Source organism: Streptomyces sp. NPDC001717 (assembly GCF_042892775.1).
Lineage (GTDB): Bacteria > Actinomycetota > Actinomycetes > Streptomycetales > Streptomycetaceae > Streptomyces.
Genome location: NZ_JBIAUK010000012.1, coordinates 1 through 13,690 on the forward strand (window position 1 = coordinate 1; position 13,690 = coordinate 13,690).

Below are 13,690 nucleotides of genomic sequence, written 5' to 3' on the forward strand. Positions count from 1 at the left end.
TTTTAGGGTTGTGTTCTGTTTCGTCCCATTGGTGTGGTGTGGTCGTTTGTTCTAGCGCGGGGGCGGGGGGGGGGGGGGTGTGGGGGGGGGGGGGCGGGGGGGGCGGGCCCCCCCCCCCGCCACTCAGCCGATCAGCTCTCGTCGCTGTCGACCCAGCTCATGAGCTTGCGCAGCTTCTTGCCGGTGGTCTCCAGCAGGTGCTCCGAGTCGGCCTTCTTGTACTCGTTGTACTTGGGCAGACCGGCCTTGTACTCGGCCATCCACTCCTCGGCGAACTTGCCGGACTGGATCTCCTCCAGGACCTTCTTCATCTCGGCCTTGGTGGCGTCGGTGATGACGCGCGGGCCGGTGATGTAGTCGCCCCACTCGGCGGTCTCGGAGACCGACCAGCGCATCTTCTCCAGGCCGCCCTCGTACATCAGGTCGACGATGAGCTTCAGCTCGTGCAGGCACTCGAAGTACGCGATCTCGGGCTGGTAGCCGGCCTCGGTCAGCGTCTCGAAACCGGCCTTCACCAGCGCGGAGGCACCACCACAGAGGACGGCCTGCTCACCGAACAGGTCGGTCTCGGTCTCCTCGGTGAAGGTGGTCTTGATGACACCGGCGCGGGTGCCGCCGATGCCGGCCGCGTACGACAGCGCCAGCGCGAAGGCGGAACCGGTGAAGTCCTGCTCGACGGCGGCGATGCACGGGACACCGCGGCCTTCCTCGTACTGGCGACGGACCAGGTGACCCGGGCCCTTGGGGGCGACGAGCGCGACGTCCACGTTGGCCGGGGGCTTGATGAAGCCGTAGCGGACGTTGAAGCCGTGACCGAAGAAGAGCGCGTCGCCCTCCTCGAGGTGGTCCTTGATGGACTCCTCGTAGATCTCGGCCTGCAGCGGGTCCGGGGTCAGGATCATGATGACGTTCGCCCACGCGGCGGCCTCGGCCACGGGGACGACCTTCAGGCCCTGCTCCTCGGCCTTCGCCTTGGACTTCGAGCCCTCCTTCAGGCCGACGACGACGTCGACGCCGGAGTCACGGAGCGACAGCGCGTGGGCGTGGCCCTGGCTGCCGTAACCGATGACCGCGACCTTGCGGCCCTGGATGATGGACAGGTCGGCGTCGTTCTCGTAGAACAGCTCGGCCACTGGGATATCTCCTTGGTGCGCTGGTGTTGCACCCACCGTACGGCGGGGAACGGAATCTGAGTTTTCGGTCTCGCTATGCGAACGTGCCGTGTCGACGCGTCAGGCGGTGCGGTCGAGCGCCCGCAGGCTGCGGTCCGTGATGGACCGGCCGCCACGCCCTATGGCGATCGTGCCGGACTGGACGAGCTCCTTGATGCCGAAGGGCTCCAGCATCTTGAGCATCGCGCCGAGCTTGTCGGCACCGCCGGTGGCCTCGATGGTGACGGCCTCCGGGGAGACGTCGACCGTCTTGGCGCGGAAGAGCTGGACGATCTCGACGATCTGCGAGCGGGTCTCGTTGTCGGCGCGGACCTTCACCAGAACGAGTTCGCGCTCGATGGCGTTGTGCGGCTCCAGCTCGACGATCTTGAGCACGTTGACCAGCTTGTTGAGCTGCTTGGTCACCTGTTCGAGCGGGAGGTCCTCGACATTCACGACGATGGTGATGCGGGAGATGTCGGGGTGCTCGGTGACACCGACCGCGAGGGAATCGATGTTGAACCCGCGGCGGGAGAACAGCGCGGCGATCCGGGCGAGGATGCCGGGCGTGTTCTCGACCAGGACGGAGAGCGTGTGCTTGGACATGTGGGGCGTTCTCTCTCTCGGCTCTCTCGGCTCAGTCGTCTTCGTTGTCGCCGAAGTCGGGACGGACGCCCCGGGCGGCCATGACCTCGTCGTTGGAGGTGCCGGCGGCGACCATCGGCCACACCATGGCGTCCTCGTGGACGATGAAGTCGACCACGACCGGGCGGTCGTTGATCGCGTTGGCCTCGGCGATGACCTTGTCCAGGTCGGCCGGGTCCTCACAGCGCAGCGCCACACAGCCCATGGCCTCGGACAGCTTGACGAAGTCCGGGACGCGCGTGCCCATGCGGGGGGCGTTGGACTCGCCGAGCTGGGAGCCGACGGTGTCGTGGCCCGTCTCGCCGGCGTGCAGGACGGTGTTGGAGTACCGCTGGTTGTAGAACAGGGTCTGCCACTGGCGGACCATGCCGAGCGCGCCGTTGTTGATGATCGCGATCTTGATCGGGATGTTGTTCAGCGCGCAGGTGGCCAGTTCCTGATTGGTCATCTGGAAGCAGCCGTCGCCGTCGATCGCCCAGACCGTACGGTCCGGCATGCCGACCTTGGCGCCCATCGCGGCCGGGACCGCGTAGCCCATCGTTCCGGCGCCGCCGGAGTTCAGCCAGGTACGGGGCTCCTCGTAGTTCACGAAGTGCGAGGCCCACATCTGGTGCTGGCCGACGCCGGCCGCGTAGATGGTGCCCTTCGGCGCCAACTGGCCGATCCGCTCGATGACCTGCTGCGGCGACAGCGAACCGTCTTCCGGCAGGTCGTAGCCCAGCGGGTAGGTGTCGCGCCAGCGGTTGAGGTCGTTCCACCAGGCGGCGTAGTCGCCGGTGTTGCCCTCGGTGATCTCGGCCTGGACGGCCTGGATCAGGTCGGCGATGACCTCGCGGGCGTCGCCGACGATCGGGACGTCCACGGCGCGGTTCTTGCCGATCTCCGCCGGGTCGATGTCCGCGTGGATCACCTTGGCGAACGGCGCGAAGCTGTCCAGCTTGCCCGTGACGCGGTCGTCGAAGCGGGTGCCGAGGGCGACCAGCAGGTCCGACTTCTGCAGGGCGGTGACGGCGGTGACCGCGCCGTGCATGCCCGGCATGCCGAGGTTCTGCGGGTGGGTGTCCGGGATCGATCCCAGGGCCATCAGGGTGGTGACGACCGGCAGGCCCGTGAGCTCGGCGAGGACCTTCAGCTCGGCGGTGGCGCCGGCCTTCATCACGCCGCCGCCGACGTAGAGGACCGGTTGCTTGGCGACGGCGATCATCTTGGCCGCCTCGCGGATCTGCTTGGCGTGCGGCTTGGTGACCGGCCGGTAGCCGGGCAGGTCCTGGCTGGGCGGCCAGGAGAAGGTGGTCTGCGCCTGGAGGGCGTCCTTCGCGATGTCGACCAGGACCGGGCCGGGGCGGCCGGTGGAGGCGATGTGGAACGCCTCCGCGATGGTCTTCGCGATGTCGTCGGCCTTGGTGACCAGGAAGTTGTGCTTGGTGATCGGCATCGTGATGCCGACGATGTCCGCCTCCTGGAAGGCGTCCGTACCGATCGCCTTGGAGGAGACCTGACCCGTGATCGCGACCAGCGGGACGGAGTCCATGTGCGCGTCGGCGATCGGCGTCACCAGGTTCGTCGCACCCGGACCCGAGGTGGCCATGCACACGCCCACCTTGCCCGTGGCCTGCGCGTAACCCGTCGCGGCGTGGCCGGCGCCCTGCTCGTGGCGGACCAGGATGTGACGGACCTTCTTGCTGTCCATCATCGGGTCGTACGCGGGGAGGATGCAGCCGCCCGGGATGCCGAAAACGGTGTCGCACCCCACCTCTTCGAGAGAGCGGATGAGGGACTGCGCACCCGTGACGTGCTCAACTGCGGCGGACTGCTGTCCTCCGGAACGGGGCCGCGGCTGCGGATGGTGGGCCCCGGTGGCCTGCTCGGTCATCGGCATTCTCTTCTCGAAGCTGAGGGTTTTACGGGATTCGGCTCTGTGCCAGTGCAACAAAAAAACCCCTCGTGCCGTTGGGCAAGCGAGGGGAGCGCGTCGGGTGCGTTCAGCGGGGACATGCTGGTCCCGGCTTCAGCCGACGCGCTTTCCAAGTACGAGAATTCGGGTGCGCATGGCACCGACCTTCCCTCCGGCGGGAGGTCGATGTCAAGTAGGTGGGACGGCCGTCTCATTATGTGAGCCTCTGTGGATGACCATGGAGCCCGCGGTGGAACCACCGGCCAGTGCGGCCTGAACCGCTCCGCCCGGTACTGGGAACGTACCTCGCACCAGCGCGCGGCGCAGCCGGTACTCGTCCAGTGGTCCGGAGAAGGCCATTCCCTGGCCGTGCGTGCAGCCCATCGCGCGCAGGGTCATCACCTGCTCGGGCAGGTCCACGCCGTCGGCCACCGACCGCATGCCGAGATCGTTGGCGATCCGCAGGAGGCCTGCGGTGATCTTGTACAACCGGGAGGACTCGACGACGCCCTCCACCAGGCCCCGGTCCAGCTTGAGCATGTCCACGGGCAGCCGGCGCAGCGCGCTGATGGCCGCGTAGCCGCTTCCGAAGCCGTCCAGGGCGATTCCCACACCGAGCCGGTGCAAGGCCGTCAGGCGGCGCTCCAGGTCATCGAACGGCACCCTGGGGTCGGAGACGGCCAGCTCCAGGACGAGGGCCCCGGAGGGCAGCCCGTGCCGGGTGAGCAGAGCCTCCACGGAGCCCAGCGGCACGGCGCGGTCCAGCAGCCGCTGGGCGGTCATCCGGACGGCCACGGGCACGTCGTGCCCGGCGCGGTGCCGGTCCGCGGCCTCCTCCACGGCCTGCTCCAGCAGCCAGCGTCCCAGCTCGGCGGTGCGCGAGCCGTCCGGGCCGGCGGTGGCGCCCGAGGCACCCTCGCTGTACTCGGCGACCCGGAGGAACTCCGCCGGGGTGAAGAGGATCCCCTGCGCCGAGCGCCAGCGCGCCTGCGCGGCCACCGCGGCGATCTCACCGGTGGCCAGCGAGACCACGGGCTGGTGGAGCAGCGCGAACTCCCCCTCGTGGAGCGCGGTCCGCAGCCTCCCGGCCAGCTCGGCCTTGCGTACGACCTCGGTCTGCATCTGGGGGGCGTACAGCTCCACGCGGTCCTTGCCGCCGGCCTTGGCCCGGTACATCGCGAGATCCGCGTTGCGCATCAGGTCCGAAGGGGTGATCCCGGGGTCGGCGAAGGCCACGCCGATGCTCGCGGCGACCCGGACCTCGCTGCCCGCGATCCGGTACGGCTGGGAGAGGGTGGTGCGCAGCCGGTCCGCGATCTCGTGGACCTGGTACTCGCGGGCGCTGCGGTCGCGGCTCCCGTCCCCGAGGATCAGCGCGGCGAACTCGTCGCCGCCGAGGCGGGCGGCGGTGTCCCCGGCGCGCACGGAGTCCTGGAGCCTGCGCGCGGCCTCGACGAGCAGCTCGTCGCCGGCCTGGTGGCCGATGGTGTCGTTGACCGCCTTGAAACCGTCGAGGTCGATGAAGAGCACGGCGGTGCTGTGGTCCCCCGCCCGGCGGCCGGTCAGCGCCTGGCGTACGCGGCGGGTGAAGAGGGCCCGGTTGGGCAGGTCGGTCAGCGGATCGTGCTCGGCGCTGTGCTGGAGCTGAGCCTGGAGCCGGACGCGCTCGGTGACGTCCCGGCTGTTGAGGATGAGCCCGCCCTGGTGACGGTTGACGGTGGACTCGACGTTGAGCCATTCGCCGGTGCCCGACTTGAAGCGGCATTCGATGCGGGTGGTGGGCTCTTCGGTGGGCGGCGCGGCGAGGAACCGGCGTACCTCGTGGACCACCCGGCCGAGGTCGTCGGGGTGGATCAGCGTGGCGAGCTCGGTGCCGACCAGCTCCTCGGCGTCGCGGCCGTAGACCCCGGCGGCGGCGGGGCTGACGTAGCGCAGGGTGCCGGTGGGCGCGGCGATCATGATGACGTCGCTGGAGCCCTGGACCAGGGAGCGGAAGTGGTTCTCCTTCTGGGCCAGTTCCTGGGTCAGCGCGATGTTGTCGAGCAGCATGATGCCCTGTCGGATGACGAGGGCGAGCACGACCGTGCAGCCGGTGACGACGACCACCTTGTCGACGCTGCGGCTCTCCAGCACGTTGTAGAGGATGCCGAGGGTGCAGACGGCGGCGGCGAGGTACGGGGTGAGGGCCGGCAGCGACCGGGCGATCGGGCGGCTGACGGGGCGCGGACCGCGCGGATCCACGGGCTCGTGGACGGCGCCGATCCGGCGGGCCCCCCAGGGCGCGTAGGCGAGCAGCAGGGATCCGGCGAACCAGCCGGCGTCGAGGAGTTGCCCGGAGCGGTAGGTCTCCTTCAGCAGCGGCGAGGTGAAGATCGCGTCGCAGAGCACCGTCAGGGCGAGCGCCGCGATGGCGGTGTTGATGGCGGAGCGGTTGGTCGCGGAGCGCCGGAAGTGCAGCACGAGCACCATGGAGACGAGCGCGATGTCCAACAGGGGGTAGGCGAGTTCGAGCGCGGCTCCCGCGACGCTGCCGGCGCTGTGGGAGCGGGCCGCCTTCGCGAGGGCCAGGCTCCAGGAGAGGGTCAGCAGCGAGCCGGCGATCAGCCAGGAGTCGAGGGCGAGGCAAACCCAGCCCGCCCGGGTGACGGGCCGCTTGGCGAGGACGAGGAGGCCCACGATGGCGGGCGGCGCGAAGCAGAGGAAGAAGAACTGGGCCGGTGACGGGCTCGGCATCTCCTCGTGGATGACGACCTCGTACCAGCCCCAGACCGCGTTGCCGCAGGCCGACATCAGGGACGAGAGAGCAAAGAGCACCCAGGCGAGCCGGTCTCGGTTCGCATGGGTGCGCGCGTACTGGTAGCAGGATCCGGCGGCTACGAAGGCCGCGGCGGCGAGGCCGAAATCGCCCATGGTGTCGGCGAGTTCACTACCGCCCCAGCCGAGGCCCGCACCCACCGCATAGCCGCACCACACCACGGCCAGGAGCACCTGGACGGCCACCACCCGGCCGCTTCCGTCCCGCGGGGCGGGCGGCCGGTTCAGGAGCGCCGCCCCCGGGGCACTCACCGCTCCCCCTCGCCCGCTGGTTCCGGTGCCGCCCAGTCTCGGCAGCGTCGCCTCCGGCGGCTCTGCCGCGTCGGATCCTTCGTCCATTGGCCGTACATCGCCCGTCGCCCCCCAAAGTGTCCGATCACTCCCCAGCGCCAGACGTTCGTGGCGCAGCCCCTTCTTCCGGACGATACACCACTTTCGTCACTCAGCGACATAGGTTCTCTACTCTCCGTCACCAATACGGGAGTTGCGGCGCCCCCTGCGCCTCGGTCGGGGCGCGTCGCGGGCACCCGGGTCACTCGGTGATCAGCACCGTGTGCTCCACGGGCTCCCCGGCGGCGAACCGGCCCAGCTGGCGCGCCAGCAGGCGCTTGGCCCGGGGTTCGAACGCGGAGCTGCTGCCGCCGACATGAGGGGTGATCAGGACGTTCGGAGCATGCCAGAGCGGGTGGCCGGCCGGCAGCGGTTCCGGGTCGGTGACGTCGAGCGCCGCGCGCAGTCGGCCCGACTCGAGCTCGCCCAGCAGGGCCTTCGTGTCGACGACCGGGCCGCGGGAGACGTTGACCAACAGGGCACCGTCCTTCATTCGGCTCAGGAACTCGGCGCCGGCCAGGCCCCGGGTGGCGTCGGTCAGCGGTGTCACGAGGATGACCACGTCCGCGCCGGGGAGGAGTTCGGGCAGATCGGCGATCGCGTGGACGGGGCCGCGCGCCGTGGTCCGCGCGGAGCGTGCGACGCGGGTGACCGGCCCGCATTCGAAGGGCACCAGGCGGTCCTCGATGGCCGAGCCGATCGATCCGTAGCCGACGATCAGGACGGACTTGTCCGCGAGGGCGTCGTAGAAGCCGTCGCGCCATTCCTCGCGGTCCTGGCCGCGGACCATGCCGGGGATGCCGCGCAGCGAGGCGAGCGTCAGGGCGAGGGCGAGCTCGGCGGTGCTGGCCGTGTGGACCCCGACGGCGTTGCACAGGCGGACACCGGGGCGCAGGTCGCCGAGGCCGCCCAGCACGTGGTCGATGCCCGCGGTCAGGGTCTGTACGACCTCCAGGGCCGGCATGGCCGCGAGCGGGCGCACGGTGACCTCGGCGGACTTCATGTACGGGGTCACGTAGAACACGCAGTCGGCCGGGTCGGCCGGGAAGGTCTCCTCGCCGTCCCAGAGGCGGTAGGTGAAGGAGGCGGGCAGGCCGGCGATCTCGTCGGCGGGGAAGGGGAGCCAGACGTCCCCGGTCTTTGAGGTCATGATCACGAGGCTATGCCAAGCCATCGCGATCAAGCCGTTAGTTTGTTTGCCGGAGCGGGAGGGGGACCCAGGGGTGGAGCGCAGGTCGATCGGGGCGGGGGCTCTGTCGGTGGGGGCCGTGGGCCTCGGCTGCATGCCGATGAGCTGGGGGTACGCGCCTTCGCGGCGGCGGGGGCAGGAATCGCTGGCCGCCGTGCACACCGCGCTCGACCTGGGGTCGAACCTGCTGGACACCGCCGACGTGTACGGGCCGTTCACCAACGAGCTGCTGCTCGGACGGGTGCTGCGGGAGCGGCGCGCCGAGGCCTTCGTCTCGGCGAAGGTGGGGCTGCGCGCGGGCGATCAGCACGTGGTGGCCGACGGGCGGCCCGGCTATCTGCGGCGGGCGTGCGACGCCTCGCTGCGGCGGCTGCGGACCGACGTCATCGACCTCTACCAGTTGCACCGGGTGGATCCGGAGGTTCCCGTGGAGGAGACCTGGGGGGCGATGGCGGAGCTGGTGGGTGCGGGGAAGGTGCGGGCGCTGGGGTTCTGCGCGCTGGGCGCTGGGGCCGGGCCGGGGGCGGGGCGGCGCGGTGACCGGGCGTACGGGACGACGCTGGCGCACCTGGAGCGGGCGCAGCAGGTGTTCCCGGTGAGCGCGGTGCAGGCGGAGCTGTCGGTGTGGTCGCCGCAGGCGGCGTGGCAGCTCCTGCCGTGGTGCGCGGCGCGCGGGGTGGGGTTCCTGGCGGCGATGCCGCTGGGCAGCGGGTTCCTCACGGGGACGCTGACGCCGGGCGAGGGTTTCGAGTCGCAGGACGTGCGGGCCAGGCATCCCCGGTTCACGGCGCACGCGATGGCGTCGAACCAGGGGCTGGTGGCGGGGCTGCGGCGGGTGGCGCTGCGGCACGGGGCCGGGATCACCGCGGCGCAGGTGGCGCTGGCGTGGGTGCTGGCGCAGGGGCCGCAGGTGGTGCCGGTGCCGGGGGCGGACCGGGCGCACTGGGCCGAGGAGAACGCCCGGGCAGCGGAGCTCCGGCTCTCGGCGGCGGACCTGGCCGAGATCGCGGCGCTGCCGGCTGCGGTGGGAGCCTGGGACTGACGGGTCTCCGCGGACGGCTCGACAACCACTCGATCGAGTGTACGAAGGGTGGAACCCGGGGTACGGCCGGAGCTGTTGAGACAGGTGTAGGGCAGGAGTGGCTCACGGGAGGGGAGCAGGGCGATGCGATACGGACCGGGGATGTACGGGGGCGGGGGCACGCGGCGCCGGAGCGTGGTGGCGGCGGTCGCGGTGGCCGGGTGCGGCGCCCTGCTGGCGGCCGGGTGCTCACCTCCGGGAGGGGCGGGGGCGGGGCCGAGCGGCTCCCCACCGGGCGCGACGGCCGCGGGCCCGGGGTCATCGGGGCCGTCGGGGAGCCCGTCGGGCTCGCCCGAGGTCACCGGTCCCCCGGCGAAGGGGTCGGTGACGGTGACCGGCGAGATCGCCAAGGGTCTGGAGAGCCCGTGGGGCGTGGCCCCGCTGCCCGGCGGGGATCTGCTGGTGGCCTCGCGGGACAAGGGGACGATCAGCAGGGTCTCGGTGGGCTCGGGTGCGGTGACGGAGATCGGCGAGGTGCCGGGGGTGGCGCCGGGCGGGGAGGGCGGGCTGCTGGGCCTCGCGTTGTCGCCGTCCTTCTCCTCGGACCGGCTGGTGTACGCGTACTTCACGACCGAGTCCGACAACCGCATCGCCCGGATGCGCTATGACGAGCACAGAGCGCCCGGTCAGCAGCTGGGCGCCCCGGACACGGTGCTTCGGGGCATCCCCAAGGGCTCGATCCACAACGGCGGCCGGATCGCCTTCGGCCCGGACAAGATGCTCTACGCGGGGACGGGTGAGACCGGTGACGGCGCGCTCGCGCAGGACAAGAAGTCGCTGGGCGGCAAGATCCTGCGGATGACGCCGGACGGGAAGCCGGTGCACGGCAATCCCGAGGCCGATTCGGTCGTCTACTCCTACGGTCACCGCAATGTGCAGGGCCTCGCCTGGGACAAGGACAAGCGGCTGTGGGCCGCCGAGTTCGGGCAGCACACCTGGGACGAGCTGAACCTCATCGAGCCCGGCGCGAACTACGGCTGGCCGGAGGCGGAGGGGAAGGCGGGCAGACCGGGCATGCGGGATCCGGTGGCGGTCTGGCGGACCGACGAGGCTTCCCCGAGCGGGATCGCGTGGGCGCAGGGCTCGATATGGATGGCCGCGCTGAAGGGCGAGCGGCTGTGGCGGATCCCCTTGGCCGGAGCGGAACCGGTCGCGGCGCCCGAAGCGTTCCTGGAGGGGAAGTACGGCCGGCTGCGCACGGTGATGGCGCTCGGCGGGGACAGATTGCTGCTGGTCACGAGCGAGACCGATGGGCGCGGCTCGCCGGAAGCCGGCGACGACAGGATCCTGACACTGACGGTGCAATAGCCGGCCCGGGCCCGGGCCCGGAGCGGTGGGGAAGGCACGGTGGGCACGGTGTTCAACATGATCGAGGAGCTGTTCGGCCCGAGTCGCAGGCATACGGACGAGGAGAAGAAGCGGCTGGAGCTGTCCCGGGTCGACATCAATGACGGCGACCCGGGGCGGGGTCCGATAGACCTGGAATCCGGCAAGGTGCTCATACGCCTCGAAGAGGAGCCTCCGTCCGGGGGCTGACCGGTACGGGCGGGGCGAAGAGCCTCAGCCGGTGGGCGAGCGCGGCGGCCTCGCCCCGGCCCGCGACGCCCAACTTCGCCAGGATGTTCGATACGTGCACGCTCGCCGTCTTCGGTGAGATGAAGAGCTCCTCGGCGATCTTGCGGTTGGTGCTGCCGGCCGCCACCAGGCGCAGTACGTCACGTTCGCGGCTGGTCAGGCCGAGGGCCTCGACCGGGTCGGTCCGCGGTGCGGGGACCGCCGGGCGGGTGTCGGCCGCGGTGAGGGGGATCCGGGCGCGCTGCGCGAGCAGGGCCAGGTCCTCGCGCAGGCGGCGGGTGCCGAGCCGGTCGGCGGTGGCGTAGGCCTCGCGGAGCAGGGTGGTCACGGGCTCCCGATCGCCACCGGCGGACAGTACGGCCTCGGCGAGCCGGTGGCGGGCGCTCGCCAGCAGGTACGGGCGGTCCAGCGGGCGGACGGCCTCCTCGACGGCGGTCCAGTCGGCGACGGTGTCCCGGCCCTCGGCCCGCAGCAGTTCGGCGCGTACGTACTCGGCGTGGGCGCACCACACCGGGGTCGGGGTCGACAGGTGGCGGGCGGCCTCGCGCAGGACGTCGAGGGCGGCTTCCCGGCCGGCTTCGGCAGCGGGGAGTCCCCGGGCGTCGGCCTCCGCGGTGGCGGAGGCCAGCAGCACCGGCCAGGCGTAGCGGTGCTGCCCGAGCGCGAATCCGTAGGCGACGGCGGCGGCCGTCTCGGCGCGGAGGTCGGCGATGCGGCCCTCCTCCGCGGCGATGCCGACGGCGAGGTGGTACAGCGGTATCCGGTGCTGGGGCTGGATGTCGTGGTTGCCGAAGTGGGTGTGGGCGGCGGCCAGCTGCTGCGCTGCTTCCGTCAGCTCGCCCCGCCCCAGCGCCAGATAGGCGAGCCGGGCGGCGGCGGTGCCGCGCGGGCCGGCGCTCTGACCGACGAGGAGGGCGCGCTGGGCGGCCTCGGCGGCTTCGTCCCACCGGCCCAGGCTGTACAGGCTCTCCGCCATGTTGCCGCGGATCCAGGCCTCGGTGTCCAGCAGCCGGGCCTTCCTGACCAGTTCCGCTCCGTGTCGGGCCAGTTCCACGGATTCGCCGGACCGGCCCAGTCCTTCCAACTGAGAGGTGAGGTTGATATGCGCACGTCCTGCGAGCACGACGAGGCCGAGTTCCATGGCCCGTTCACTGACCGCGCGGAGCTCGGCCAGGCCCCGTTCGCGGGTGCCGGAGTCGGTGAGCAGACTGCCGACCGTGATCCGCGCGTTGAGTTCGATGTCCTCGGCGCCGACCATCCGCGCGTACTCGACGGCGCGTTCGGCGGCGACGATGTTGCCGGGGCCGGGGTCGTGGAGCATGCCCCAGCCCGCGGCCCGGACGAGGACCTCGGCGTGCACCTGGGACGGGGGCAGCCCCTGCACCAGTTCCTGGGCCTTGGCGATCTCGTCCCAGCCGTCGCCCCGCCCGAGGCTCGCGACCAGCCGGGAGCGCTCGGTCCAGAACCAGGCGGCCCGCAGCGGGTCGTGGCCGTCCTCCAGCATGCGCGCGGCCGTCTTGCAGAACTTCAGGGCGCGCTCCCGTTCCCCGCCGTAGCGGGCCGCCACGGTCGCCTCGGCCAGCAGGTCCAGGCGCTGGAGCGGGGTGGCCGGGTCGCAGCCGCAGGGCGGGTACACATCGGTGTAGTCCGCCGGGCGCAGCGCCTCGCGGATCTGCTCCGGGACGCTGTCCCACAGGTCCATCGCGCGCTCCAGCAGGCGCAGCTGCTCGGAGTAGGCGTGCCGGCGGCGGGCGGCGACGGAGGCGGCCAGTACGGCCGGCAGCGCCTGGGAGGGGTCGTTGGCGTGGTACCAGTAGCTGGCCAGCCGGATGACCCGTTCCTCGGCGCGGATGAGCGAGTCGTCGGCCTCCATGGCCTCGGCGTAGCGGCGGTTGACGCGGGCGCGTTCGCCGGGCAGCAGGTCGTCGCTGACGGCTTCCCGGACCAGCGAGTGGCGGAAGCGGTAGCCGTCGCCGTCGGGGGTGGCGAGCAGGATGTTGGCTCCGACGGCGGCCCGCAGTGCGTCGATCAGCGCGTCCTCGCCGAGCCCGGCGACGGCGCGCAGGAGCGGGTACTCGACGGTGGATCCGCCCTCGGCGACGATGCGGACCACGCGCTGGGCCTCGTCGGGGAGGACCTCGACGCGGACGAGGAGCAGGTCGCGCAGGGATTCGGTGAGCCCGGCGCGGCATCCGCTCTCGTGGGAGGCGACGAGTTCCTCGACGAAGAAGGCGTTGCCGTCGGACCGTTCGAAGACGGAGTCGACGAACTCCTCCTCGGGCTGCGAGGCGAGGATGCCCGCGAGTTGCCGGCGTACCTCCGCGCGGTTGAAGCGGGGCAGCTCGATGCGGTGGACGGTGCGGAGCCGGTCCAGTTCGGCGAGGAGCGGGCGCAGCGGGTGACGGCGGTGGACGTCGTCCGCGCGGTAGGTGGCGACCACGACGAGCCGGCCGCCGGCGAGGGTGCGGAAGAGGTAGGAGAGCAGGTGCCGGGTGGAGGTGTCCGCCCAGTGCAGGTCTTCGAGGACCAGGACGACGGTGCGGTCGGCGGCGAGCCGCTCCAGCATCCGTGCCGTCAGCTCGAAGAGCCGGGCGGTGCTCTCCTCGTCGTGCGGGCCGCGCGGGGTGTCGCCGAGTTCGGGCAGGATCCGGGCGAGTTCGTCCTCCTGGCCGGCGGCCGCGGCGGCCAGCTCCTCGGGAAGTGCCCGGTGCAGGCTGCGCAGGGCCGTCGAAAACGGGGCGAAGGGAAGTCCCTCCGCCCCGATCTCCACACAGCCTCCGACGGCGACGACGGCGCCGCGGCGGGCGGCCTCGCAGAGGAACTCCTCCGTGAGGCGGGTCTTGCCGACCCCCGCCTCTCCCCCGATGAGCATCGCCTGCGGCTCCTGGCCGTCGGCTCGCGTCAATGCGTCGGTGAGTACGGCCAGTTCGTCGGCGCGGCCGACGAACACCGGGCTGACAGATCTGGTCTCCACGTCGCCGAGCATCGCACATCCGTGCTGCTCGGCGGCA

At 71.6% G+C, this 13,690-nt stretch carries 9 protein-coding genes; 3 read left to right on the forward strand and 6 right to left on the reverse strand.

The genetic code is table 11. The features are described 5' to 3' along the window. Window positions 1–131: 131 nt before the first annotated feature. The 5 genes from ilvC to ACFYZL_RS20345 all read right to left on the reverse strand — a co-directional run bounded on the left by ilvC (window position 132) and on the right by ACFYZL_RS20345 (window position 7,984). Entirely contained in the window at window positions 132–1,133 is a 1,002-nt protein-coding gene (ilvC, locus tag ACFYZL_RS20325) for a ketol-acid reductoisomerase (protein ID WP_384589487.1), read from the reverse strand. Between the two features lie 99 nt (window positions 1,134–1,232). After that, a complete protein-coding gene (gene ilvN, locus ACFYZL_RS20330) occupies window positions 1,233–1,757 on the reverse strand; it encodes an acetolactate synthase small subunit (RefSeq protein ID WP_384751385.1) in 525 nt (174 codons plus the stop codon). A gap of 31 nt (window positions 1,758–1,788) precedes the next feature. Continuing rightward, window positions 1,789–3,675 (reverse strand): acetolactate synthase large subunit, encoded by a 1,887-nt coding sequence (locus ACFYZL_RS20335; RefSeq protein WP_388680607.1) that lies wholly within the window; start codon window positions 3,673–3,675, stop codon window positions 1,789–1,791. A gap of 204 nt (window positions 3,676–3,879) precedes the next feature. Further along, window positions 3,880–6,756, reverse strand: a complete 2,877-nt coding sequence (locus ACFYZL_RS20340) for a putative bifunctional diguanylate cyclase/phosphodiesterase (protein ID WP_388680867.1) — start codon at window positions 6,754–6,756, stop codon at window positions 3,880–3,882. A 280-nt stretch (window positions 6,757–7,036) separates the two neighbouring features. Continuing rightward, window positions 7,037–7,984, reverse strand: a complete 948-nt coding sequence (locus tag ACFYZL_RS20345) for a 2-hydroxyacid dehydrogenase (protein ID WP_388680610.1) — start codon at window positions 7,982–7,984, stop codon at window positions 7,037–7,039. A gap of 73 nt (window positions 7,985–8,057) precedes the next feature. Between ACFYZL_RS20345 and ACFYZL_RS20350 the strand changes: the two genes are divergently transcribed. The 3 genes from ACFYZL_RS20350 to ACFYZL_RS20360 all read left to right on the forward strand — a co-directional run bounded on the left by ACFYZL_RS20350 (window position 8,058) and on the right by ACFYZL_RS20360 (window position 10,640). Continuing rightward, entirely contained in the window at window positions 8,058–9,065 is a 1,008-nt protein-coding gene (locus ACFYZL_RS20350) for an aldo/keto reductase (RefSeq protein WP_384751369.1), read from the forward strand. A 123-nt stretch (window positions 9,066–9,188) separates the two neighbouring features. Further along, complete coding sequence (locus ACFYZL_RS20355; RefSeq protein ID WP_384751366.1) at window positions 9,189–10,412, forward strand: PQQ-dependent sugar dehydrogenase; 1,224 nt, start codon at window positions 9,189–9,191, stop codon at window positions 10,410–10,412. Window positions 10,413–10,451: 39 nt separating this feature from the next. Further along, window positions 10,452–10,640: a DUF6191 domain-containing protein gene (locus ACFYZL_RS20360; protein ID WP_384751364.1), complete on the forward strand. Its 189-nt coding sequence runs from the start codon at window positions 10,452–10,454 to the stop codon at window positions 10,638–10,640. On the opposite strand, the gene ACFYZL_RS20365 is transcribed toward ACFYZL_RS20360, so the two are convergent. After that, window positions 10,603–13,665, reverse strand: a complete 3,063-nt coding sequence (locus tag ACFYZL_RS20365) for an AAA family ATPase (protein ID WP_388680614.1) — start codon at window positions 13,663–13,665, stop codon at window positions 10,603–10,605. The two genes, ACFYZL_RS20360 and ACFYZL_RS20365, sit on opposite strands and share 38 nt — an antisense overlap. Window positions 13,666–13,690: the final 25 nt, after the last annotated feature.